The sequence below is a fragment of the Bradyrhizobium sp. IC4060 genome, from assembly GCF_020193715.1.
GTDB classification, from domain to species: domain Bacteria; phylum Pseudomonadota; class Alphaproteobacteria; order Rhizobiales; family Xanthobacteraceae; genus Bradyrhizobium; species Bradyrhizobium yuanmingense.
Map to the genome: position 1 here is coordinate 1 of NZ_JADYVJ010000027.1, position 21,612 is coordinate 21,612.

A 21,612-nucleotide genomic window follows, 5' to 3' on the forward strand; every position below is an offset into this window, starting at 1 on the left:
TGCAGCCGGCCTTGAAGTCGGTACCCCGGTGATCGATCTCTCTGATTCCCCGACTCTGATGTACGTGCTCGAGACGCGAGCGCTCGGTCAGCCATGGCTGATCGGGGGATATCCCGGCAGTAGCGCAATCGCGGTGGAAACGCTCGGACTTGAGAACTGCGCCGATCTCGCCAAAGCGTGGATACTGATCGCGCCGGAGAGCCCGCCATCTTGACCGAGCCAGTGTCATGGGCTCGTTTGGAGGCGGGCAGGCGGACCATGTCGTCGCCGCGACGTTCGAAACCCCCATCATCGAAGGCTATTTTCCGAACGCTCACCGGCAGTTTTTGTTGAAGCCCGTACGCTCTGCCGCGCTGGCGGAGCATTCCTGCCGTGAAGCCAGACGACACGTCCAGCTGGCCAGAAATGGAGCCAATACTGAAAAACTGTGATCCTCCCGGGTGGCCTTGAAATGCGACTCTCCGAGGAAACCCACCTTCGGCCTAAGCCCTGATCGAGATTGGCGGCAAGGCGATTCTATGGCACATCCTCAAGATCTACTCGCGCTATGCCATCGACGATTTCGTCAGTTGCTGCAGCTGTAAGGGCTATCTGGCCAAGGAATACATCGCCAACTGTTTCCTGCACGTGTCGGATGTCACCTGCGAAAATGACAAATGCCGAATCTTGGATTGTGAAGTTGATCGACACCGGCGAGAAGATCATGACTGGTTGGTTGGCTCAAGGGAATTGCTAATTGCCTGACCGACGATGACGCCTTTTCTTCGACCTATGACGATGGTGTGGGAGACATCGACGTAACCGCATTGATCGCCTCCACCGTCGCCAAGGTACGCTCGCCACTCTCACTGCTACCTATCCGCCTGGTCATTTCGGTGCGATTGCAATTCGCTCTCATCATCGTGTCGCCACTTTCAATGATCTCTTTGAACGGATCGGCTTGTGTCTATGCTATACGCTTAAGTCGGACTGACGACGCGCTGGCTGGAAGTGATCACAGAGACGTGGACGACGTCGTTGATTCTCCAAGGACGGCAAACCCCTGTGGTCAAGCTTTCGGCGGAAACGGGCTTTTCCTACCAAGGGTGACCTGCATTGCAGGCCCATATCGCCAAAGAGGCACGTTGACTTCAGGCCGGTTCGCCATGATCAATGATGGCTCGGCTTTCAGCTCGTACCGTGGCGTCCGCGATCGAACAACATCGCGAAAGATAAGTCGTGGACGTCATAATGCCTGGCGGCAGCATCGATTGAGACTTTAATCGCCAGCCGGGCTGGCTGCCCCCTGTGTACGGCAAGTTGAGCCTGCGCGAAGGCCCCGAAGGAAGTTGCATATCGACTAAGTCGGACCGGCGCTACTTGGGTGACGGTTGGATATTTAGATCTGCATCTGCTCCGGTCGCTTTGATTCCGAGATGCGGACCAGACCTGCGTGGCCGCCCATCATATTTGTATGAGGTGTTGGCGACCGTCGAAAGGATGAAGAGTTTCATCTCGAGCGATTGCACGAGCTGTCCTTTGAGATCGGCCGTGGGTCGCCGGCTTCGTCATTCTAAAGGCCCAGATCGCCTCTCGCGGTTGTAGATGAACATGAATCCTCGCGCTGTTCCGAGTCGGTGCAGGATTTCGGCTACCCGAGGGGCCACATCAATGAAATTCGGCACTCGCAGCCAGATAAGATCTGCGTGAAAGACGAATCTTCCATGGGCTTTAGGGTCGTAGAGTTAAAGGCCGGTAAGGAAGGAATGCGCCATTTGCTTAATCGCGGACGCCTCATGCATGGTTATCCCTGCGGTCTCGACCCCGCGCTCAAGAAGGTGCAATCCGTAAAGAAAGAGCATCGTGGTCTGGCAGTCGGCGGCGGCACATTAGCTAGACAAGCGCCGGGACCGGGGAGATGGTCGATGCCGGACGCGAACACTGCCTTTGTGAAGTTTTGCGATATCCAGAAGTCTTGCGACGACAAAGTGCTGGTCGTTAAGAATCTCAGCTTGGACATCGCCCGGGGTGAGTTCCTGACCATGCTGGGACCCTCCGGCTCCGGCAAGACGACGACCCTCATGACGCTCACCGGCTTCGAGGTGCGCCCCAAAGCTCCGTCCTTTTGGAGGGGCGCTCGATCGACAACATGCCCCGCGCACAAGCGCGACATCGGCATGGTGTTCGCGATGAGCCACGCGCTTTTTCCGCATATGGCTGTGGAGGAGAACCTCGCCTTTCCGCTTAAGGTCCGCAAGCTCGGCAAGGCCGAGATCGAGGCCAGAATTAAGTGGGAGCTCGACATGGTCCGGCTCGGTGCCCATGGCAAACGCCGGCCGGGTCAGCTTTCCGGTGGGCAGCAGCGCGTCGCGCTCGCCGGCGCCCTCGTCTTCGATCTCAAGCTCGTGTTCATGGACGAGCCGCTCGGCGTGTTGGACAAGCATCTGCGCGAGCAGATGCAGCTTGAGATCAAGCGTGTCCACGAGGATCTCGGCGTTACCGTGGTCTATGTGATGCATGACCAGAGCGAAGCGCGGGTCGTTAAACACCGCTATGCGGTCCCACATGGTCATCCAGTAGGTCGCTCGCCCGCCGAGCTGTACGAGCGGTCGCAGAGCGTCTTCATCGCCAAGTCCCTCGGCGAGAACAGTCCACTGCACGGAAAGGTCGTCGCGTTGAATGGTGCGACCTGCAAGGTGAAGATTTCAGGCGCGGGCGACGTCCGCGATGGCGTTTGTCGATCCGGCGGTGCTGCCAAACCTTGCAAATACGTTGGAACGTGACGCCATTGCTCTGCATGCCGACCACTTTTTCTGGATTGAGAAGGGCGATGAGCTGCGCCAGCGCTTTACCGCCTGGCTCGAGAAGTAAGAGTAAGGAGCGGCGAGGCGGACTTCGGGTCTCCTCGCCGCCTCGAACAGGACGATCTGAGAGAGTGAGAGATGAGTCGATGACGACGATGGCGGTCCAAATCGGCGGCAGGTCCCGATGGCATGCCGTTGCTGATTGGGTTGCAGCGGGTCGGGCGGCGGCACAAGCTGAGGCCTTCAGCCTCGTCCTGCCGCTCGTGCTGTTCATCTTAATCGCTTTCGTCTTGCCGATCGGCCGGATGATGCTCAACGCTGTCCATGACGATACGCTGTTGACGATCGTGCCACGAACCACGGTAGTGCTAAGCGCTTGGGACGGCAAGGACCGGCCCGAACGAGAGTGACCTGGGGGGAGGACAATGAAAACAGTCTATGTGGTTGGTACCTGCGACACCAAAGGCAGCGAGCTACGCTATCTCCGGGACCTTATTCGGGACGCAGGTTGTCGTGTCCTTCTCGTTGATGTTTCCGCGTTAGGAGGGCGCAGCGAAGCCTCGGATCTCGACTTTCAGCCGTCGGAGGTGGCGCGCTTCCATCCAAATCCGCCGGGGGCCGAGCAACTCAAGGACCGCGGCAAGGCCGTCGCCGCAATGTCTCAGGCGTTGGTGGAGTTCATTCGATCACGCCAAGACGTGGCCGGTATCATCGGCGCGGGCGGTTCGGGTGGGACTGCCTTAATCGCACCCGCCATGCGCGCTCTACCCATTGGCACACCGAAGGTGCTCGTTTCGACCGTCGCCTCTGGAAATGTGGCGCCTTATGTGGGGCCAACCGACGTCAGCATGATGTATTCGGTGACCGACGTATCCGGCCTGAACCGAATTTCGCGGGTGGTCCTCGCCAACGCGGCCCACTCCATTGCCGGAATGGTGCTCAACAAGCGCGAGGCTGCTGGCGACAACAGGCCGGCAATTGGGCTGACAATGTTTGGAGTCACAACTCCGTGTGTTCAAGCGGTGGCCCGAGCGCTCGAGAAAAGCTTCGACTGCCTAGTCTTTCACGCCACAGGAACTGGAGGACAATCCTTCGAGAAGCTCGCCGACTCTGGACTGCTGGCTGGCGGAATTGATGTGACCACCACCGAAGTTTGCGACTATCTGGTGGGAGGAGTTTTCCCCTGTACATCTGACCGTTTCGGTGCCTTCGCTCGAACCGGGCTGCCCTACGTGGGCTCCTGCGGCGCCTTGGATATGGTTAACTTCGGGGCGATGGAGACGGTTCCGAGCAAGTTTCGCAGTCGCCGGCTGCACGTGCATAATCCTCAGGTTACGCTGATGCGCACGACACCTGATGAGTGCAACAGGATCGGTGAATGGATCGCGGAACGACTTAACCCCTGTGCCGGGCCGGTGCGCTTCCTGATTCCAGAACTGGGTGTCTCGGCAATCGATGCGCCGGGCGAGCCCTTCCACGACCCCGAAGCCGATGTCGCCCTGTTCTCGGCGCTTGAGCGCACACTACGTCGCACCGACAAGCGACAGGTGACGCGCGTCCCTCTTCACATAAACGATCCGCAATTTGCGGAACTACTTGTTGCAAACTTTCAAGAGGTCTTTCGTGAGCACTGATACTCGCGCCAAGCGCCCCACCCGGTCGGTGCTGATCGAGCGTTTCCAGAAGATGATCCGCGCAGGAGAGCCGATCATAGGCGGGGGCGCCGGTACTGGCCTATCTGCCAAGAGCGAAGAAGCCGGCGATATTGATCTTATCGTCATATACAATTCGGGCCGCTATCGCATGGCCGGCCGCGGTTCGCTTGCTGGCCTTCTCGCCTACGGAAATGCCAATCAGATCGTTGTCGACATGGCCCGCGAGGTCCTGCCTATCGTACTGCGCACTCCGGTTCTTGCCGGGGTCAACGGCACGGATCCGTTCGTCGTCATGTCAAGCTTCTTGCGCGAACTGAAGGAGCTTGGGTTCGCCGGCGTGCAGAACTTCCCAACCGTCGGTCTGATCGATGGCCTTTTTCGCCAAAACCTCGAAGAGACCGGAATGAGCTATGCGCAAGAAGTTGAGATGATCGCCAAGGCGCACAAGCTCGATCTGCTGACGACGCCGTACGTGTTCAGCCCGGAAGATGCGGTGGCGATGACAAAGGTGGACGCCGATATCCTCGTCTGCCATATGGGGCTGACGACGGGTGGCGCAATCGGTGCTCGCTCGGGCAAGCCCTTGGATCAATGCGTCGATCTGATCAACCAGTGCATCGAGGCCGCGCGAGCTATTCGCGACGATATCATCATTCTCTGCCACGGTGGTCCGATTGCCAACCCGGAAGATGCTCAATTCATTCTCGATGCCTGCCCTGGGTGCCACGGTTTCTACGGAGCAAGCAGCATGGAGCGGTTGCCCACCGAGGAGGCGATCAAGTCCCAGACGCTGGCCTTCAAGGCAATCCGACGCAACACAATTTGAGAAGGAAACAAAAAGATGATCATGCGCGACCTGAATACCATCATCCTTTCCAATCCCACGAATGCTGATTGGGTCAATGCTGATTGGATCAAAAGGGGCGCCGCGCTATTAGAGGCCAAGGGGATCACGACTACCATTGTGCATGGTGGTCCATCATGTCGGGAAGACCTGCGATCGGTTCTACCTCGTGCCGATCTGCTTCTGGTGAGTCCATGGACGGTACCAGACTTTTTCCTGGATGATGCTTTCCTCAATAACGCCCCCCGGCTTAAGGCAGTTGCGGGAACGTTCGACAACCGCTTTACGGGTTTTCTATCGCTAGACGCGCTGACCGCACGCGGAATCGTATTGATCGACACCTCGCGCTCAATGACGCCCACGGTCGCGGAATTTGCACTGGCTCAAACTCTCAACCTATTGCGCGACATTCCTGCAGCGGTCGCACTCATGCGAGCTGGTGGCTGGAAGGCATTTTCGCGGGACACACTTGCACACGTGTATGGCGATCTCGCGGGCAAGAGGATCGGGCTGGCGGGCTACGGCAGCATCAACAAACGCTATCACCAGCTTATCAGCGGCTTCGGCTGCCCTACCGCCGCCTACGATCCGGCTCTCGACAAGTCCGCTGCGGAACGCCTCGGACTGACTTATACAGATTCGCTCGAAGAACTCGCAGCATTCTCGGAGATATTCGTTGTAGGCATTCCACCGCTCAATTCATCGCTTCGCGCGATCGGCCAGACGGTTTTCGATGCGCTACCCATCGGTGCCCTCTTCATACTCGTTAGCCGCATGGCCGTTGTTGACGAGCCGGTGCTGTGGGACGCTGTCAACAACCGCCGTCTCAGGGCCGCGATCGACGTCTTTAGCAATGAGCCTGTGGCCCCCGATGCACCATACCGGTTCCTTCCCAACGTGCTGACGACGCCGCACATTGCCGGAGAGGCGTTCTACTGTCACGAACGCTGCTTCTACGATGCGTGTATCGACTGCCTTGCCGTTATTGAAGGACAGCCGCGGCGTTTCGAGGTGACACGTATTGATGAGGCCATGTATGCGCGGGTAGACGCCAGGGGGCGCGCGATGGTGTCTTGTTAGCTGTTTGACGCGGGCCCTCGCAACGAGCCACCTGTGTAACTCCTTGACAGCTGGTTGGTAGTTCTGCCGCGGTTCAACGGTTTCTACGGAGCAAGCAGCATGGAGCGGTTGCCCGCCGAGGAGGCGATCAAGTTCCAAACGCTCGCCTTCGAGGCAATCCGCCGTCCAAAAAGCCTGACTACAGAATAGAGAGAAAGATATGCCGGTTTTCAGAAGCGGAGAACAGCCGCCCGCCTGGTGCGAACTCATGGGGTTCGAGTTGGTCAAACTCACCGGACAGCCGCGGGCGATAGCGCTCACGGCCGAAAAGCAGCGTCTAATGGTCACGCGTGGAAAGTGCCGGTTAGCGAGCGCGAAGGAAGCGCAAGTGCTCTCTGAGGGTCAGTTCTGGGACATGGATGGGGCCAACGGTCCCTTTACAGCGGATGCCGGCGACGGCACGGGCGAGGTCCTCATCTTCTCCGGCAGGTGGGGCACTGAGTTGGGCGGATGCGGCATTTTCAAACTCAGTCCAAGCACTCCCGCTTGGGCAAAGGGAGACCCCGTTAGTTATCCCAAGTCGACCAACTTCGACTCTCATTATCATGACTGCGATGAATACTGGGTGATCATCGAGGGGGCAGGCACGGTGGTTGTCGGATCGCGCAGCTTCGAAGTCGAGGCGGGTGACTGCGTCGCCATCGGCATGGGACACCATCACGATCTTCCTCAGGTCAAGGCCGACTTAAAGGGCGCCTATTTCGAGACCACGCTCGAAGGCAAGAAGCGGTTTGGACATCTTTGGGAGCACAAACACGGACCTGCCGACATTCGCGCCGAGCGCGTCTGATCTCGCCTCACGTGCTGCCCAGTCGGTGGAGGCACTCATGACGTATAAGGTCTTGCAATTGGAGCTGGCGGCTTTGGAGCCCTTTGGTGCGACTCGTACCTGCCACTAAACGTGACGGACGGCACGATCGAGGTGGTGGGCCTTGTGGATATCGATACGAAAGCTCTCGAAAAGAGCCGAAAGCACCTCGGATTGAATGTGGAGCGGTGCTTCACCTCGGCGCAAGAAGCTTTCCGGACGGTGGCCGCCGACTTCTGTACCATCGTGATTCCTCCCGCCCTGCACGAGCCCGTTGTCGATCTAGCCCTTGCTCGGAGCATGCATATCCTTTCGGAGAAGCCGATCGCCGACACGATGGAGGCTTCGGCCCGCATCGCTACCAAAGTGAAAGCGGCTGGTCGCAAGATGAGAGTGACCATGAGCCACCGGTTCGACCAGGATAAGACGACGCTGAGAAACTCGTAAGTGCGGGCGCTCTCGGCCGAGTGAACACGGTGTCATGTCGGTTTGCTAGTGACTTGGGTGTACGATTCATGGCGACGTTTTTCACCACGAAATGGCGCATCCTATGTTAATCGGGGCGCAGTACATCACCTCGACATCATGGCGGATCTGGCCGGGGCACCGCGCACGTCCGACGATCGACGCAAGCAAGGCCCAATTTTCAGCCCCGACCTCATGTCCGGCGAAGAGCGCATTTTTTCTGGTCAGACAGACCGGCCGGATGGCGTTCTCGACTGGGTTCGTGTCGAGCTCGAGACGTCCGTCTTCGAGGAAGCGGGTCAGCCCTTGCCAATGATTGAGCGCGTAACAGATGTCCTCAGCGAGCGTCGAGCCGCTGGAGATCATCGACAGCTGCTTCTCGAACCACGGCTTCAACGCCTCGACGAGGGGCAACGAGTGCTCCTTGCGGGCGGCCAGCCTGATGCCCGGCGATAAACCGCGCACCATGGCTTCGATGGCGTAAAGCTGTGCGATCTGCCGGACGGCGGGCCTCGGCAATCGGCGATTTGCTGTTGCGGGCCAATTTGACGAAGCGCCGGCGCAAATGGCTCCAGCAATGCACGAGCGTCCACGGCCCTTGCGGTCGAGCGACTTCGGTCAGCCGGTCATAACCGTCATAGGCATCACATTGCAGTAAGCATCCGTTAAAGCCGTCCAGGAACTGCTTAGCGAACGTGCCGCTGCGACCGGGGGCATATTGGAACAGCACGATCGGCGGACTTGGGCCGCTGTGGCCGCGGTCGTCGGAGCAACCGCCCAGAAGTAGCCCCTCTTCGTTTGACCACGCCCGGGATCGAGCACCGGCGCCGTGGTTTCGTCCATGAACAGACGATCCGCCGCTGCCAGATGGCGGCGCATGTGGTCGGCAACGGGTTGGAGATGGAAGCAGGCGCGGCCGGACCAATTGCCCAGGGTCGCCCGATCAAGCCGGATCCCCTGGCGCGCATAGATCTTAGCCTGACGGTAAAACGGCGTATGGTCGGCAAACTTGGAGACAATCACGTGCGCAATCGCTGCTTCCGTCGGTAGTCCACCAGGGACGACATGCTCCGGTGCGTGCGCCTGCACGACAGGGCCCGAGCAGCGGCGGCAGATGTATTTCGGGCGGCGTATGCGACCAGCACGCGCCATTGCGCCGGGATCACGTCGAGCCGTTTGCTGACGTCCTCGCCGATCTTCGTCATGGCCCCGCAACCGCACGGACAAAGCGTGCTCGCAGGCTCGATGATCCGCTCCACCCGCGGCAAATGAGAAGGCAAGCAGTCCCGATTGCGATGAGAACCTTCATCCGATCCGCCGCGCGATCGGCCCTGGATGATCGCGGCCACCTTCTCCTGCGCGGCGTCCAGGACGCCTTGCGCGATCTCCACGTCTTCGAGCGGCAAATGATACTGATCTGGTCGCAGCTTCTCGGACTTGGCGCCGAACTTCTCGCGTCGCAATTCGCCGAGAATGACCTCCAGCCGACGCCGCGCTTCCTCCGACGCCGCCAGTGCCCCCTGATGCTCGCTCAAGGCCGTCTGCGTTTGCGCCAAAAGCGCCTTCAAGCGTTCGTTTTCGTCGCGCAGCGCCGCGATGCTCATGCGCTATTTCGAGCACATCGCCGCCGCACGCGCCACGTTCAAAATAGCTTCCGAGTCACTCTGCCGCAGGGCGCCGCACTTCCTCCGGGCGGACCAACCTCCAATCCAGACCCTCGAACAAGGCCGCGAACATCGCCGGTGATACGCGCATCACACCGTCCGCGATCGTTGGCCAAACGAAATTGCAGCCTTCGAGGCGCTTGTGCACGAATACCAGGCCGGTTCGATCCCAGACCAAAAACTTGATCCGGTCCGCTCGTTTCGATCGGAACACGAAGGCCGCGCCGCTAAACGGGTCGAGACGAAGCATCTCCTGTACCTTCGCAGCCAGCCATCATGGCCACAGCGGAAGTCGATCGGCCGCGTCGCGATGTAAATCTTCAGATCAGCACCGGGCGCGATCATCGTGACGCTCGCACCGCGCGGGTCAACCGAGACAGTTGCCCGCCGTCTATGGCCGCGTCCGTCCGCAGGACGACGTCGCCAATCGCAATCTCGAGCTTGACTGCCGGAACGTGACGCTCCTCTAACGGCCCCTCCACGACCAGCGGCGCGAACGGCGGCCGCGAAGCCTCGCACGACGGCAATTTGCCTCGCTGCCGAAAGCGTCGTCGCCAATCGTAAATCTGCCAACGCGTCGCACCGTGCCTGCGCGCCACTTCCGCCACCTGAGCACCGGGCAGCAGGCTTTCCGCGACGATCCGAGCCCGCTCGGCCTCCGAACGCACACGACGTTCGCAGGGTCCTCCAAGCACCTCAAGCCGGCTGACCGCCCCAACTGACGAGCTGTCCAAATGGACGTCCTTTTTGCCGTCCAATCCCACTCCCGAACCTCCGTTCAATCCGGAGGCTTATTCGCACATCTAATCTAACCCCGAACCAAGGGTATCGGCTTAGCGCTTACCTCTCACTCAGGGCAAACACCTCCTGCAACGTCCGCTCCCGCACACGCGAGATCAGAGATCGTCTCGATCCTTAAAGCACTCTCGGCAAGCCTGACTGCTATCGGTACGGAGTTGGCCGCAAGCGGCCTGGCGGGGGCGCACGAACTTTATCCTCGCACTGAATGCTGGTCGCTTGCGTAGCATGGACGCGCCGCCGATCTTTTTAGTGCTCGCTTTGCGCCAGAGCAATGACTTCGAAGTCGTCCGTTCTGAAATTCTGCCGTTCGCCAAATCTTGGTCTTCTTTGGGGCCTGCTTTCGATCTCCGGCGTTCGAGGGAAGTGAACTGGAGAGAATTAAGGATGCGGGCTTCGGTGGGATCGTAAACTTCGCTACCTCCATCTTTCTTGATCGGGGGACCGACATCGAGGACGCAGGGCTGGGATTCCGGGCATGAGCTCGAAATGCTCCGTGCCGCTCAGAACAAAGGCATGGCAACCCTCGCATATGTTCGAGTGATAGAGGGCCAATAAGCTGCGCAGGTCGGGGTGGACAATATCAATCTCAATCTGGGCTGGAACGGCCGCGGCACAGTTGGGAGCCGCGACATGGGACCGTTCGCCGCAGATTGAGCATGGAAATGACAAGATACTCCTTCGGATCGGAGGAAGTTTCTGCCGATTAGACGCAGAATTTCAGCTACGCGAGCCCTCCTTTTAGGGGATTTCTGCTTTTGAATCGTGCGATGATTCGCTCATGACGCAACAAAACTCATGCTTTGTCGGAGTCCTGGCTTCGGCGAGCGGCCTACGCATGCTCTTCGCCTGCTTCGGCTGCCTATCGAAATTCGCAACGGTCGCCGAGACGATGTATACGGTGCCAGAGCTACTATTCGTGAGCAAGCTCAAGCTGGCGCAGGCGCCGGTAGCCCCTTCAATGATGGTGTCGCGGAGCGGCGAGGCGACAGGTTGTTTGGTTGACCGGCGGAACATGCTGCTCAATAGTATGGTTCTGACGGCACTTACCGTGGTTGCGTGCGTGCCGGTTTCAGCAATACGGAAGATCGCCGCAAGGCGGGGGTCTTTCGGAGCCCTGCTTCGCAGCTCAGGGGGTGCCTTGCCCGAAAATCCGAAGCGTCTGACTCGCGGAGGTGGTGTATCCCACCTGAGCATCCGCGGTGACGCAACATAGGGGGGGGGGAGTGGACGATACTCTGTATGGTACTCGTGACAAACGGGGGAATTGGACGCCCAACAAGAGGCCGAAGCGCTCTCCGATCTTCGTCTGGCCGGTCCAGCCGAAGCGATTGCTGCGCTGGCTGTTCGGCTATCCAGGCTATCTGTGGCCCTGGAATGCGCTCTACTTTGCGATCTCGCTGGTCGTGTGGGTGTATCTGACACCTTCGCTGGAAACGATGCGCGAGTTTAGTCCTGGCTGGATTTCGCTCATCCTCCTACGGAATGCTGCGCTTACACTGCTGTTCTATGGCGGCTTTCATACCGTGCTGTACATCCAGCGGCGCCAGGAGGCCGACTTTAAATATACTGCTAAATGGCCCGACACGGATAATTCGACGTTCCTGTTTGGAAGTCAGACCGCCGAGAATGTGTTCTGGACGATGTGCAGCGGTGTGCCGGTGTGGACGGCGTATGAAGTGTTCATTTGGTGGACGTTTGCCAACGGTTACATCTCCTACGTCGATTTCCGAGAACAGCCGGTCTATTTCATAGCGGTGATGTTGCTCGTGCCGATGTGGCATTCGCTGCACTTCTATGTGGTCCACCGCCTGATCCATATCGGGCCGCTCTACCAGCTCATACACAAGGTGCACCACCACAACGTTAATCCGGGTCCCTGGTCCGGCCTTTCGATGCACACGTTTGAGCACATCGTCTACTTCTCCGGCGTGCTGATCCATTTCCTCGTGCCCTCGCATCCTCTGCACGCAATGTTTCAGCTTATATATGCGGCGCTAACGCCGGAGTACGGGCATCTCGGTTTTGACCGGATCGTGATAGGCGACAAGAAGTCCATCGACACCGATAGCTACTTTCACCACCTGCACCACAAGTACTTTGAGGTGAACTATGGCACCCAGTTGATCCCGCTGGACGAGTGGTTCGGAACGGCACATGACGGTTCGCCCGAAGCCGACCAGGCGATATATAAGCGGATGAAGGCTAAGAAGTACGCGCGCAGGGTCTAAGAAGTACGCGCGGGGTATCGCATTGATAAGTATTAGGCCAGGACATGCCCCGTCCCGAACGTTCTGGTGTTGCCCCCTAACTCTCTGGCACTTGGCAGCGCCGGACCGGCTGCAGATCGAACCGTCCCCGCGGCCGAGAACGAGGGTCTAAGGAGACCATATTGACTACCGCTGAGAGTGGGTGGCGGCTTGTGCTGCCGATGCATGGGCGCCCGAAGAGGCGCTCCGCTTCGACCAGGGAGGGCGCACGTTTGTGATTATTCGCTCTCCGGAAGGCAGCTATTTCGCGATCGACGGCCACTGCTCCCACGAGAAGGTCCATCTCGCGGATGGCATTGTCGATGGCCATATCATCGAATGCCCTAAGCATTTCGGAACGTTCGATTACCGGACCGGCGAGGCACGGGTGCTGCCCGCATGCATTGACCTGCGCAGCCATGAGGTGAAGGTCGAGGGAAACACTGTCTTTATCAAGGTCTGAGCAGGCCAGCGCGGGGGACAGCATTGTGTCGAAGCAGAGCCTGATTATACTGCAGTCACTCTGGGCGATGGAACGGCGTATCCCGACGGGATCGAGCGCTCTATCCAGCACAACATGACGATGATCAAGGAAGCGGGATTCGACGGCATCAGCACGTCCTGCTCGATCCCACACGTGTCGCCCTGATCGCGCGTGCCCTGGTCGGCACCGGGCTGCGGTCGAGACATGTGCTTCCTTCAGACGATCGATGCCTGAAAGCCGCGATCGATCTCGGCCGGCAACTCGGCGTCTTGCATCTCAACGTCCAGCCCGACGTCAGCCCCCGCGCCGCGTTGCGTACTGCTTCCCGCTGCTGGACGGCTGGATCAGGGCGGCGCAGGCCGTCGGCATGCCGATCTATTTCGAGACGCATCGCGACAGGATGACGACAGACCTCCTGTTCACGCTCGATCTCATTGAGCAGGTTCCTTCAATGCGCATGCTGGCGGACCTCTCGCACATCCTGGTGGGCGGGGAATTCTGGTGCCCGATCTCTGACGAGGACGAAGCGCTGGTATGACAGGTGCTCGACAGGACATCGGCATTTCATGGCCGCGTCGCATCGCGCGAGCAGATACAGGTTGAGATCACGATCCCGCAGCACAAGGTTTGGCCCGATTTGTTCGTACGATGGTGGGACTACGGCTTCAGAAGCTGGCGATATGGCGCAGGTCCGGATGCGCTTCTCTCATTCGCATGCGAACTTGGCCCGCGGCCCTATGCGATCACTGATCGCAAGGGCAACGACACCACTGATCGCTGGGAGGACGCTCTGTTGATCAAGTCCCTAGCGCGGGACTTATTTGAGCGTACGGCAATCGACACGCAACTCTCTCTCGAGCAGGGTCCGCTCGCTTGAGCAACAAACCCGCAATGGTGATCGTCGGGGGGGCAGCCGCGATCGCCCTGCGCGAGGGCGGCTGGCGGGGCGTGGTCGTCCTGATCGGCAACGAAAATATGCTGCCATATGAGCTCCAAGGCGCCCCTGATCGAGGAGACAAAGCCTGGACCAAAACTGCTCGTCACGCACGAACGCCTGGCGGAGTTGGGAATCCGCTATCTCGAAGGTAGGAGCGTCGAGTCGATAGATCGCGCGGCACACACGGTCACACTCTCGGACAGGGCGCAGCTGGCCTACGAACGACTGCTGCTGACCACCGGCGCCCGCCCCCGAAAATTGAGCAATCCGGCCGCTGCAGGAAGCAGAATGGCGACGCTGCGCACGTATGCCGACGCGTTGGCTATCCGACGGATCATTGGCCGAGGTTGCGAGGTGGTCGTTAATTGCGGCGGCTTCATCGGGCTTGAGGTTGCCGCGAGTGCGGTGGCAAGAGGCGCTTCGGTGACCTGGTCGAGGCCGGCCCGCGGCTGCTTGTCATTCGGCCTGCAATATTGGCTCTGACGCAACTTTGGTGCAGCGCCGACTATTCTGCGCCGATCAACCTGGCTTGAAGCAGATCGATTTTCCCGCGACCGTACATTTGACGTCGAACGAGCTTGAGGCGCGTAATCTGACCTTCAGTCTGTCCGTTAGACCAGGGCAAAGTGATGGCTGCTCGAACCGCCGCCTCATCTTTCGCGACGCCGCTGGCGAACGAGGCGACGAGACTGCCGCGGGCGCGCTCGATCCATGGGATAAGGCCCACCTCGGTCTTGCGCCGGATCATCAGGTGGAATTCGGCGATGATCTCGCGTGCTTCGAGCAGGGTTGGCACGCCAGCTTCGATCGCCGCGACCGTGACGGTCTCCGCTTTCGTGAGCAGGTCCCGCCCGATGGTCATGAGGCGGGCGATTGTTCTGGCTGAGGGAATCCGCTGGAGGTTCTGTGCATCGGCCTTTTCGGCCTGTCGTCTGCGGGTCGCCCACTCGCTGACGACGCGGAGCGAGCCGCGGAAGCCACGCGCTGCTAGGCGGCGCCACAGTTCAGCTCCGTTTCGACAGCCGGACATCCACTGATCATCGAGCCATGGCAAATGCAGATCCAACGAACTTTGCCGGGTCCGAAAGACATCGGTGCGTTCGCCGCGGATCACCTGTCGCACCAGCTTCCTGCTATGGCCAGTCTGACGCACGATCTGCTTGATGGGTATGCCGTTCTTCGTCAGTGCGAGGATGGCCGCATTGGTCTCCTCGCGGCGCAAGTAGCCCTCATACTGGAGGCGCTCGGCTGCTGTCAGCAGCTGGGGATCGATCGTGGTCGCACCGATGACGGTGCGAATCTGGCGCATCGATTTGCGAACGGCGTCAAGGAAGGCCCGACTGGCGTTCTCCATCAGATGCCAGCAATCGGCGACCTGCACCGCGTGCGGCAGGGCCTTTGCTGCCGCTTCGGCCATATCCGCCGCCACGATCGCGGGCGACGATTGCGATCGTGGGATGCGCAGCGAGCCAGGCTCGGGCGGTCGCGGGCTCACGATCCGGCAGCAGGGTGACTACTCGGCGCCTTTCCAGGTTGCAGATGATGCTGGCGTATCGGTGATTGCGCCGCCAGGCCCAATCATCAATGCCGATAACCCTGAGCGGATCGGCCGGCGGGCGGCTACGGCGTCGGACCACGCGCAGGAGCGTATCCTTGCTCACCGGCAGCATCAGCCGTTTGGCGAAGCCCGCTGCCGGTCGACCGCCAAGCGCCAGACCCAGGTGATGGACGATAGAGTCCAGCCTCGCCGTGCGTCGCGCCGATCGAGCCAATATCCCGTCGGCGAAACGCTCAGTGAATATCTGGCGTCCGCACAGGACGGCGTCGCAACGGAAGCGGCGGGCGATCACCAGCAGCTCTACGACCCGCCCGGACAACGGCAGATCGGTCACGCGTCGCCGATACCGGCTATGAATACGCCGCGAAACCGTCCCGCAGGATGGACACAAGCCGATACTTCCGGATGCCCGGACCGTGATGACGGCCTTATCGCCCTCGTAGCACGCACTCTCTACAACAAACCCACGCGGCACCAGACTGGAGCGGTGGAGTGCTTGCTGCATGGCGCTGATTCTCCTTCAATCAAAGCGCCAGACATCCCTCGAACTGCATCAAAAGTGAGTCAGAGCCAAATTCGAACGCCGATTGACAACCGTCTTCCTTTCCGGCCTTTTCCAGCGGCCAGCACATATGGTGTAGGCGCCCGCGCGCATGCAGATTCCTGAGTTGCGGCGCGTTTTTGGAGAGGGTGCCGCCCGGGAAAACAGGGGAGGCATAGCCGACGAGGATGATTTGGGCACCAGCAGCGGCGAGCGAGCGGTAGGACTCGGGAAGCGGCGATCAACAAATCAAACCGCCAATCCTCGCTACACCACCGTCGAAAGTCTGGAAGCCAAGATTGCCCGGGCGAAAGTAGCGCTTCTCTAAAAGATTCACGGTCTCGTCCGTTTTGGGTTCGATCCCGCCCGCGAGATGAATCTTCCCAAAGACTCCCATTCGGCGGCCTTCGCCGTCGAAGAACGCCATGCTGTTGAAGAGCTCGCCGCCGACAGGCTCGGCATAAGGGGCCTCCACGGTCATGCCGTGCGCCTTCGCTGTGCCGCAATTCTCACAAGACCCGCATCATTCTCTCCCACGTCCGTGTAGCGCGAGATGTCTTTCACGCCGATGGCGAAATAGGGCGTCAGCGCTAGTTCAGGCAGCGTCGCCAGGCGCCCCGCGCCATTAATCAGGTCAACGATGCGGTTAGTGGTTTCTGCGAGCGTCGGACTTGCTGGAGTGAGCTGGATGGCACCGGCCGTGAATGACATACGATGGAAGCTTTCAGACGATCGCGAGCTTCCGGTTCGTGGCTAGCCAGAAGCGCATCGAGCGGGTTCGTTTTGGATGGCGCCTGACGACCGGGCGGCGCGAGTCATCATCCCGGCCGCTCCCATGCCGCCGTCCACATTGAGGATGTGCCCCGTCACCCAGCGGCTCTCGTCAGAGGCCAGGAAGGCAACCGCTTCAGCTACTTCCTCAGGTGTGCCGAACCGGCGGGTCGGCAGGAGATTTAGGTAAGCGTCCTGTTCCGCCGGGTCGTGAATGAACATTCCAGCAGCGGGCGCGATGGGGCCTGGCGCGACGGCGTTCACCCGGATCCCATGAGTGGCGAGCTCCACAGCCATAATACGTGTGAGCTGTTCAAGCCCCGCCTTGGAGGATCCGTAGGCTGCACGCCGCTCGCCGCCGCGCTGCCCGGAGACGGAGGTGATATTGATGATGGCGCCACCATCTTGCGAGGCAGACATTCGCTGGGCCGCCGCCTGGCCGATCAAAAAGGCCGACGTCAAGTTCAGTCGGAAAGTGCGTTCCCATTCATCAAGGGTTGCTTCGAGGAACGGCTGAAGCCTTCCCCCGCCGGCATTGTTCACGAGGATGTCGATCCGGCCCCAGCGGGCATCGATTTGTTCCATCATCTCGCGGATCGAATCCGCAGACCCGACATCCACCTTGATCGCGATCACGTCTCCGCCCCGGCCCAGGGACTTCGCCGCCGCTTCCGCAGCCTCGCCGTCGATATCCGCGATCGCGACGCCGGCGCCGCGGCTCAAGAGCGTTCGGGCGGCGGCGAACCCGATGCCCCGGGCGGCGCCCGTGATGAGCGCGATCTTGCCGTTCAAAGTGATCATGCTTGCTCCCCGAATGTGAATTAGATTTCTTGCGAGTTATAACTTCATTTTGATCGTCACTTAATGCGATTGAGACGGCACTTTATGTCTAATTCCCGCGCCATGCGGGCACTCGTCGCGGATTTTCCTCGCCAATTGAATGGCAGAGAAAGCTGCCGCCGATGGGATCTCTGGCTACCGAAGCCTCTTCATTCCAGAGACAGCGATTTGGGGTTGAACACGGTCATATCTCCCCGAGGTCACGATCGCGTCGTTCCGCGCTTTTCATTGCGCGGCGTGCGAGAGTTCGATGCGTCCTGCTGTGCACGCATAGACGTCTCACCTCTTCGACCCGCACAATGCCGGCCTCGATACGGCCGCTTCCCTCATCAGCGCGATCTCGATATCGCACTGCTTTGGTTCGAATCCGCATCACGGTGTGAGTGCAATCTACGATCCGGGCGTGCGGCAACCCCGCCTTGGCAAGTCCCCAAGCCCCGGCGGGTGCGGGCGAGCCCGTGTCCTGGAATGCTGATGCCGCACCATCCTCTCCGGGTGGACGACGAGCGTGTCCAGGCAACTGAAGATGCTACCCTGCGCCAGGAAGCCGGCCGAATTTGGCTGAAGTTTGGTTCGCCTCCGCAAGAATTCCACGCTCTGCCGGAGGATCGCAAAGGTCAGCCTCCGATCTCGATTCACATGGCTGTACACCATGTATTCCGATGAGCGCCGATCGCGAGCGACTGGGGGCAGCCTTCGCATAGGTCAAAACCTCGCTGCCGCTTCTGTTGAGATTCCTGGCGGACCGCAACGGGCCCGGCGTTCGGTCAACCTCGCCCAAATTGGCACTTCTCCGCGTGGCGCGACTTTGAGCTCTGCATCGCAGATGGCGTGGCACGCACCCTGCGTCGCCGCGCCCTGAAACTCAGTCGTCGAAAGCTGCATAGGCCAGGGTCCGCAGCTCACGCCTAACAGGGTAGAACGACGAGGGCATGAGCTGGGTCATGAACACCACCGTCAGATCCTCCGACGGGTCGACCCAGAAGGCCGTAGAGGCGGCGCCGCCCCAATAGTACTCGCCGACGCTGTTGTTGATCAGCTACCGGGCGGTATCCTGAACCACCGCGAAGCCGAGCCCCATGCCTACGCCAACATTGCTCCCCTCGGAAAAGTCGAATGGACCATGTCAATTATGTCCATGCGGCCCGGCAGATGGTTCTGCGTCATCAGTGCCAGCGTCTTTCGGCTGATCAGACGCGCGCCGTTGTCGTGCCCGCCGTTCAGCAGCATCTGGCAGAACTTCAAATAGTCGGGGGCCGTCGAGACGAGACCGCCGCCACCGGAATCAAAGATGGGCGGGGCCAGATAGCTGCTTTTAACCGGATCGTCCTGCAACGCCAGGGCGTCCGAGGCGAGCGAGCGTTCATAGCAAGCGGTAAAGCGGTGCGCCTTCTCCGCCGGCACATGGAAAGACGTATCGTTCATACCTAGCGGCTCGAATATCCGGGCCCGCAGAAAGTCCTCGAACGGCATGCCAGAGATCAACCTGGACGAGGTAGCCGAGCACGTCGGTCGAGATGGAGTAGTTCCAAGCCTCGCCGGGCGAGAACTCCAGCGGACATTGGCAATGCGGCGATCATGTTTTCAAGGCTGAGCCTGCCGCCTACGACGCCCACGCCAGTCTTACGGTACGCCGCGTCGACGATGGTGCGGTTCTGGTACCCATATGTGAGGCGCGAGGTGTGGCGAAGTAGGTCGACGATCTGCATCGGCCGCGCCACTGGCCGAGTGACAAACGCGTCGGGTTGGCCGGAGACGAAGACACCCATCCCGGCCCACTCGGGGATGTACATTTCGACCGGATCGTCGAGCGCGACCTTGCCCTTCTCGACTAGCATCATGAACGCCAGCGAGGTAATCGGCTTAGTCATCGAATAGATGCGGAAGATCGAATCTTCCTGCAGGGCGCATCGCGCTCGATGTCAGCTTGCCAGCACGCCTATGTGTGCCACTACGCCGTGGCGAGCCACCACGGTCAGAGCGCATGGTAGCTTGCCGGGGGCCGATATACCGCTCCAGGAGGAAGCGATCGATCGTCTGCAGACGGGCCCGCGACAGGCCGGCGACGGACATTGACGCACGGTAGGCGTGCTCATCGCGAGACGGTCGCGGGAATGATGGATCGAACCGCCGCCTCGATGGCTTGTGCGGATGGGATGTACGCGTCCTCGAGGTTCGGCGCGAACGGCACGGGCGTGTGCGGACAGGTCACCCGACGGATAGGTGCCTTGAGCATGTGGAACCCCTCCTCCGCAACAATTGCAGCGACATCGGCGGCCAGCGAGCACCGTGGCGGGCTCTCGTCCACGACGACCAGGCGGCCCGTCTTCTCCACACTCTGCAGAATAGTTTCGCTGTCGATCGGCGAGGTCGTGCGCGGATCGATGACTTCCGCCGAAACACCAGAGTTAGCGAGCGCTTCGGCGGCCTTCTGTGCCCGTTGGACCATTGCCGAAAATGCGACAATTGTCACGTCAGAGCCGGCCCGTACAACGTTCGCCTCCGCAAACGGGAGACGGTACGCCTCATCAGGGACTTCGCCCTCGATGTCGTAGAGCACCTTGGATTCCAAGAATATCACGGGGTCGTCTTCTCGGATGGCCTGGATGAGCAGGCCCTTCGCGTCGTAAGGAGTTGAGGGCATGGCCACCTTCAGACCCGGAACGGCCGTCAACCAAGGGTGAAGAGTTTGACTATGTTGAGCACCCGCGCGCTGGCCCGCGCCGATCGTCGCGCGGATCACCAGAGGTGTGCGTGCCTTGCCGCCGAACATGTACCGGAACTTGGCCGCTTGATTATAGATTTGGTCGAGGCAGACACCGAGGAAGTCGACGAACATCAGTTCTGCTACTGGCCTGAGCCCCGACAACGCGGCGCCCGCGGCCGCACCCATGATCGCGCTCTCGCTTATGGGCGTGTCGATTACCCGACCGGGAAACTGCTCGTAGAGCCCTTTGGTCACCCCGAAGCACCCCCCAACCGACCCAACGTCGCCAGAGCCGCCTTGGCCGCCGGCCACGTCGATGCCCATCACGATCACGCGCGCATCGCGCTCCATCTCCTGCCGCAGCGCTTCGTTGATCGCCTGTCGATATGACTTCCGGCTCATCTCGGCTCGAGCTCCTAATAACGGACGTAGACGTCGCGGGTGAGGGCGGCGAGGTCGGGGGAGGCAGCCGCCAGGCCGGCGGCGACGGCCGCTTCGATTTCCCCCAGCACTTCGGTTTCTATCGCATCGAATTCCTGCCTCTGGAGTAAACCGGCCTCGCTCACCCGCGCGCGAAAGCGCGCGAGCGGATCGTTGCGAACCGCTTCCGCTAGCTCTGCCTTTGAGCGGTAGACCTGCGGGTCGCCGCAGTAGTGACCACGGATTCGTGAGCACCTGATTTCCAAGGCATACGGACCAAACCCCGCCCGCCCCCGTTCTAGAGCCCGTCCCATGGCTTCCCGCACCGCGAAGAAGTCGACGCCGTCGACGCACTCGGCGGGCATGCCGAATGACTTCGCTCGTTCGGCTATGGAAGGCGACCCGACCGCGTAGTCGGCGGATGTGAACTCACCATACCCATTGTTCTCAAAGATGAAGATCGCGGGCGCGTTCAAAACCACAGCCATGTTCAGCGCTTCGAAGGTCGTGCCCTGGTTGGAGCCGCCGTCACCGGAGAACGCTACCGCGACATTAGCGGTCTTGAGGACCTTCTGACTGAGGGCGGCGCCGACGGCGATAGGCGGGCTGCCGCCGACGATTGCGTTTGCACCCAGCATGCCCTTGGACATGTCGGCGATATGCATGGAGCCTCCCTTGCCGCCGCACAGTCCATCGGCTCGGCCCATGATCTCCAGCATCATGCCCCGCACCTCACAACCCTTCGCGATGCAGTGGCCGTGACCGCGGTGAGTCGAACCGATCCAATCCCGATCAGAGAGATCAAAGCATACCCCCACGGCGGCGGCTTCCTGACCGAGATAGACGTGGCAGAAACCGGGAATGTTGCCGGCAGCGAATTCCTTCTCCACGCGCTCATCGAAGGCGCGGATCGTGAACATAGTGCGGAAGGCGCGCTTCAAATCGTCGCGACTTAGTTGCATCGGGACC

Annotated in this window: 23 protein-coding genes and 4 pseudogenes; 13 read left to right on the forward strand and 14 right to left on the reverse strand. The window is 60.3% G+C overall.

Annotated features, from left to right (window positions below; all coding sequences use genetic code 11):
• Together I6F16_RS36070 and I6F16_RS36075 are read left to right on the forward strand one after the other, a co-directional pair.
• A pseudogene (locus tag I6F16_RS36070) lies at window positions 1–214 on the forward strand (hypothetical protein); the annotation flags it as partial.
• Between the two features lie 13 nt (window positions 215–227).
• Window positions 228–431 (forward strand): hypothetical protein, encoded by a 204-nt coding sequence (locus tag I6F16_RS36075; RefSeq protein WP_225174597.1) that lies wholly within the window; start codon window positions 228–230, stop codon window positions 429–431.
• An 85-nt stretch (window positions 432–516) separates the two neighbouring features.
• Here I6F16_RS36075 and I6F16_RS36080 read toward each other — a convergent pair whose 3' ends face one another.
• Entirely contained in the window at window positions 517–705 is a 189-nt protein-coding gene (locus I6F16_RS36080; RefSeq protein ID WP_225174598.1) for a hypothetical protein, read from the reverse strand.
• A 1,199-nt stretch (window positions 706–1,904) separates the two neighbouring features.
• On the opposite strand from I6F16_RS36080, the gene I6F16_RS36085 reads away from it, so the two are divergent.
• The 7 genes from I6F16_RS36085 (at window position 1,905) to I6F16_RS36115 (ending at window position 7,656) form a co-directional block, all read left to right on the forward strand.
• Window positions 1,905–2,762, forward strand: a complete 858-nt coding sequence (locus tag I6F16_RS36085; protein ID WP_225174599.1) for an ATP-binding cassette domain-containing protein — start codon at window positions 1,905–1,907, stop codon at window positions 2,760–2,762.
• A 167-nt stretch (window positions 2,763–2,929) separates the two neighbouring features.
• Entirely contained in the window at window positions 2,930–3,193 is a 264-nt protein-coding gene (locus I6F16_RS36090) for a hypothetical protein (protein ID WP_225174600.1), read from the forward strand.
• A 15-nt stretch (window positions 3,194–3,208) separates the two neighbouring features.
• On the forward strand, window positions 3,209–4,417 hold the full coding sequence (locus I6F16_RS36095; RefSeq protein WP_225174601.1) for a Tm-1-like ATP-binding domain-containing protein: 1,209 nt from the start codon (window positions 3,209–3,211) through the stop codon (window positions 4,415–4,417).
• Window positions 4,407–5,264: a phosphoenolpyruvate hydrolase family protein gene (locus I6F16_RS36100; RefSeq protein ID WP_225174602.1), complete on the forward strand. Its 858-nt coding sequence runs from the start codon at window positions 4,407–4,409 to the stop codon at window positions 5,262–5,264. Before I6F16_RS36095 ends, I6F16_RS36100 begins: the two co-directional genes overlap by 11 nt.
• Window positions 5,265–5,279: 15 nt before the next feature.
• On the forward strand, window positions 5,280–6,362 hold the full coding sequence (locus I6F16_RS36105) for an NAD(P)-dependent oxidoreductase (protein ID WP_225174603.1): 1,083 nt from the start codon (window positions 5,280–5,282) through the stop codon (window positions 6,360–6,362).
• A 199-nt stretch (window positions 6,363–6,561) separates the two neighbouring features.
• Complete coding sequence (locus I6F16_RS36110; protein ID WP_225174604.1) at window positions 6,562–7,191, forward strand: cupin domain-containing protein; 630 nt, start codon at window positions 6,562–6,564, stop codon at window positions 7,189–7,191.
• A gap of 111 nt (window positions 7,192–7,302) precedes the next feature.
• On the forward strand, window positions 7,303–7,656 hold the full coding sequence (locus I6F16_RS36115; RefSeq protein ID WP_346656625.1) for a Gfo/Idh/MocA family oxidoreductase: 354 nt from the start codon (window positions 7,303–7,305) through the stop codon (window positions 7,654–7,656).
• A gap of 81 nt (window positions 7,657–7,737) precedes the next feature.
• Here the strand turns inward: I6F16_RS36115 and I6F16_RS37890 are convergent.
• The 6 genes and pseudogenes from I6F16_RS37890 to I6F16_RS36135 form a co-directional block, all read right to left on the reverse strand.
• A pseudogene (locus I6F16_RS37890) lies at window positions 7,738–8,127 on the reverse strand (transposase); the annotation flags it as partial.
• Window positions 8,012–8,404 (reverse strand): transposase, encoded by a 393-nt coding sequence (locus tag I6F16_RS38315; protein ID WP_346656626.1) that lies wholly within the window; start codon window positions 8,402–8,404, stop codon window positions 8,012–8,014. The gene I6F16_RS38315 and the pseudogene I6F16_RS37890, both read right to left, overlap by 116 nt.
• A complete protein-coding gene (locus tag I6F16_RS38320) occupies window positions 8,293–8,697 on the reverse strand; it encodes a transposase (protein ID WP_346656627.1) in 405 nt (134 codons plus the stop codon). The genes I6F16_RS38315 and I6F16_RS38320 overlap by 112 nt, the downstream gene beginning before the upstream one ends.
• Entirely contained in the window at window positions 8,694–9,278 is a 585-nt protein-coding gene (locus tag I6F16_RS36125) for an IS66 family transposase zinc-finger binding domain-containing protein (RefSeq protein ID WP_225174605.1), read from the reverse strand. Before I6F16_RS36125 ends, I6F16_RS38320 begins: the two co-directional genes overlap by 4 nt.
• A gap of 55 nt (window positions 9,279–9,333) precedes the next feature.
• Window positions 9,334–9,609 (reverse strand): IS66 family insertion sequence element accessory protein TnpB, encoded by a 276-nt coding sequence (tnpB, locus tag I6F16_RS36130; RefSeq protein ID WP_225174621.1) that lies wholly within the window; start codon window positions 9,607–9,609, stop codon window positions 9,334–9,336.
• A 70-nt stretch (window positions 9,610–9,679) separates the two neighbouring features.
• Window positions 9,680–10,096 (reverse strand): transposase, encoded by a 417-nt coding sequence (locus I6F16_RS36135; RefSeq protein WP_225174606.1) that lies wholly within the window; start codon window positions 10,094–10,096, stop codon window positions 9,680–9,682.
• Between the two features lie 1,266 nt (window positions 10,097–11,362).
• Between I6F16_RS36135 and I6F16_RS36140 the strand changes: the two genes are divergently transcribed.
• The 4 genes from I6F16_RS36140 to I6F16_RS36155 all read left to right on the forward strand — a co-directional run bounded on the left by I6F16_RS36140 (window position 11,363) and on the right by I6F16_RS36155 (window position 14,289).
• Window positions 11,363–12,367 (forward strand): sterol desaturase family protein, encoded by a 1,005-nt coding sequence (locus I6F16_RS36140; RefSeq protein WP_225174607.1) that lies wholly within the window; start codon window positions 11,363–11,365, stop codon window positions 12,365–12,367.
• Window positions 12,368–12,548: 181 nt separating this feature from the next.
• Window positions 12,549–12,848: a Rieske 2Fe-2S domain-containing protein gene (locus I6F16_RS36145; protein WP_225174608.1), complete on the forward strand. Its 300-nt coding sequence runs from the start codon at window positions 12,549–12,551 to the stop codon at window positions 12,846–12,848.
• Window positions 12,849–13,236: 388 nt separating this feature from the next.
• Complete coding sequence (locus I6F16_RS38325) at window positions 13,237–13,407, forward strand: hypothetical protein (RefSeq protein WP_346656628.1); 171 nt, start codon at window positions 13,237–13,239, stop codon at window positions 13,405–13,407.
• 447 nt (window positions 13,408–13,854) lie between these two features.
• Window positions 13,855–14,289, forward strand: coding sequence for an FAD-dependent oxidoreductase (locus I6F16_RS36155; RefSeq protein WP_225174609.1), 435 nt, complete (start codon window positions 13,855–13,857; stop codon window positions 14,287–14,289).
• Between the two features lie 22 nt (window positions 14,290–14,311).
• Here I6F16_RS36155 and I6F16_RS36160 read toward each other — a convergent pair.
• From I6F16_RS36160 to I6F16_RS36190, 7 genes and pseudogenes are all read right to left on the reverse strand, one after another.
• Window positions 14,312–15,869 (reverse strand): annotated as a pseudogene (locus tag I6F16_RS36160) (ISL3 family transposase).
• A gap of 277 nt (window positions 15,870–16,146) precedes the next feature.
• Window positions 16,147–16,386, reverse strand: a complete 240-nt coding sequence (locus tag I6F16_RS36165) for a nitrilase-related carbon-nitrogen hydrolase (protein WP_225174610.1) — start codon at window positions 16,384–16,386, stop codon at window positions 16,147–16,149.
• Complete coding sequence (locus tag I6F16_RS36170; RefSeq protein WP_225174611.1) at window positions 16,383–16,616, reverse strand: carbon-nitrogen hydrolase family protein; 234 nt, start codon at window positions 16,614–16,616, stop codon at window positions 16,383–16,385. The genes I6F16_RS36165 and I6F16_RS36170 overlap by 4 nt, the downstream gene beginning before the upstream one ends.
• A 42-nt stretch (window positions 16,617–16,658) precedes the next feature.
• The gene (locus I6F16_RS36175; RefSeq protein WP_225174612.1) at window positions 16,659–17,477 is read right to left on the reverse strand and encodes an SDR family oxidoreductase; all 819 of its coding nucleotides are present in this window, start codon (window positions 17,475–17,477) and stop codon (window positions 16,659–16,661) included.
• Window positions 17,478–18,381: 904 nt separating this feature from the next.
• Window positions 18,382–19,589: pseudogene (locus I6F16_RS36180) on the reverse strand (serine hydrolase domain-containing protein).
• A 19-nt stretch (window positions 19,590–19,608) separates the two neighbouring features.
• Window positions 19,609–20,625, reverse strand: coding sequence for an alpha-ketoacid dehydrogenase subunit beta (locus I6F16_RS36185; RefSeq protein WP_225174613.1), 1,017 nt, complete (start codon window positions 20,623–20,625; stop codon window positions 19,609–19,611).
• Between the two features lie 14 nt (window positions 20,626–20,639).
• Window positions 20,640–21,605: a thiamine pyrophosphate-dependent dehydrogenase E1 component subunit alpha gene (locus I6F16_RS36190; RefSeq protein WP_225174614.1), complete on the reverse strand. Its 966-nt coding sequence runs from the start codon at window positions 21,603–21,605 to the stop codon at window positions 20,640–20,642.
• Between the last annotated feature and the right edge of the window lie 7 nt (window positions 21,606–21,612).

Excerpts from the sequence above, each read along its gene's own strand:
- I6F16_RS36075 (WP_225174597.1), top strand. The coding sequence starts at position 228 with ATGGGCTCGTTTGGAGGCGGGCAGGCGGACCATGTCGTCGCCGCGACG.
- I6F16_RS36080 (WP_225174598.1), bottom strand. The coding sequence starts at position 705 with ATGATCTTCTCGCCGGTGTCGATCAACTTCACAATCCAAGATTCGGCA.
- I6F16_RS36085 (WP_225174599.1), top strand. The coding sequence starts at position 1,905 with ATGCCGGACGCGAACACTGCCTTTGTGAAGTTTTGCGATATCCAGAAG.
- I6F16_RS36090 (WP_225174600.1), top strand. The coding sequence starts at position 2,930 with ATGACGACGATGGCGGTCCAAATCGGCGGCAGGTCCCGATGGCATGCC.
- I6F16_RS36095 (WP_225174601.1), top strand. The coding sequence starts at position 3,209 with ATGAAAACAGTCTATGTGGTTGGTACCTGCGACACCAAAGGCAGCGAG.
- I6F16_RS36105 (WP_225174603.1), top strand. The coding sequence starts at position 5,280 with ATGATCATGCGCGACCTGAATACCATCATCCTTTCCAATCCCACGAAT.
- I6F16_RS36110 (WP_225174604.1), top strand. The coding sequence starts at position 6,562 with ATGCCGGTTTTCAGAAGCGGAGAACAGCCGCCCGCCTGGTGCGAACTC.
- I6F16_RS36125 (WP_225174605.1), bottom strand. The coding sequence starts at position 9,278 with ATGAGCATCGCGGCGCTGCGCGACGAAAACGAACGCTTGAAGGCGCTT.
- I6F16_RS38325 (WP_346656628.1), top strand. The coding sequence starts at position 13,237 with ATGCCGATCTATTTCGAGACGCATCGCGACAGGATGACGACAGACCTC.
- I6F16_RS36155 (WP_225174609.1), top strand. The coding sequence starts at position 13,855 with ATGAGCTCCAAGGCGCCCCTGATCGAGGAGACAAAGCCTGGACCAAAA.
- I6F16_RS36165 (WP_225174610.1), bottom strand. The coding sequence starts at position 16,386 with ATGACCGTGGAGGCCCCTTATGCCGAGCCTGTCGGCGGCGAGCTCTTC.
- I6F16_RS36170 (WP_225174611.1), bottom strand. The coding sequence starts at position 16,616 with ATGTCATTCACGGCCGGTGCCATCCAGCTCACTCCAGCAAGTCCGACG.
- I6F16_RS36175 (WP_225174612.1), bottom strand. The coding sequence starts at position 17,477 with ATGATCACTTTGAACGGCAAGATCGCGCTCATCACGGGCGCCGCCCGG.
- I6F16_RS36185 (WP_225174613.1), bottom strand. The coding sequence starts at position 20,625 with ATGAGCCGGAAGTCATATCGACAGGCGATCAACGAAGCGCTGCGGCAG.
- I6F16_RS36190 (WP_225174614.1), bottom strand. The coding sequence starts at position 21,605 with ATGCAACTAAGTCGCGACGATTTGAAGCGCGCCTTCCGCACTATGTTC.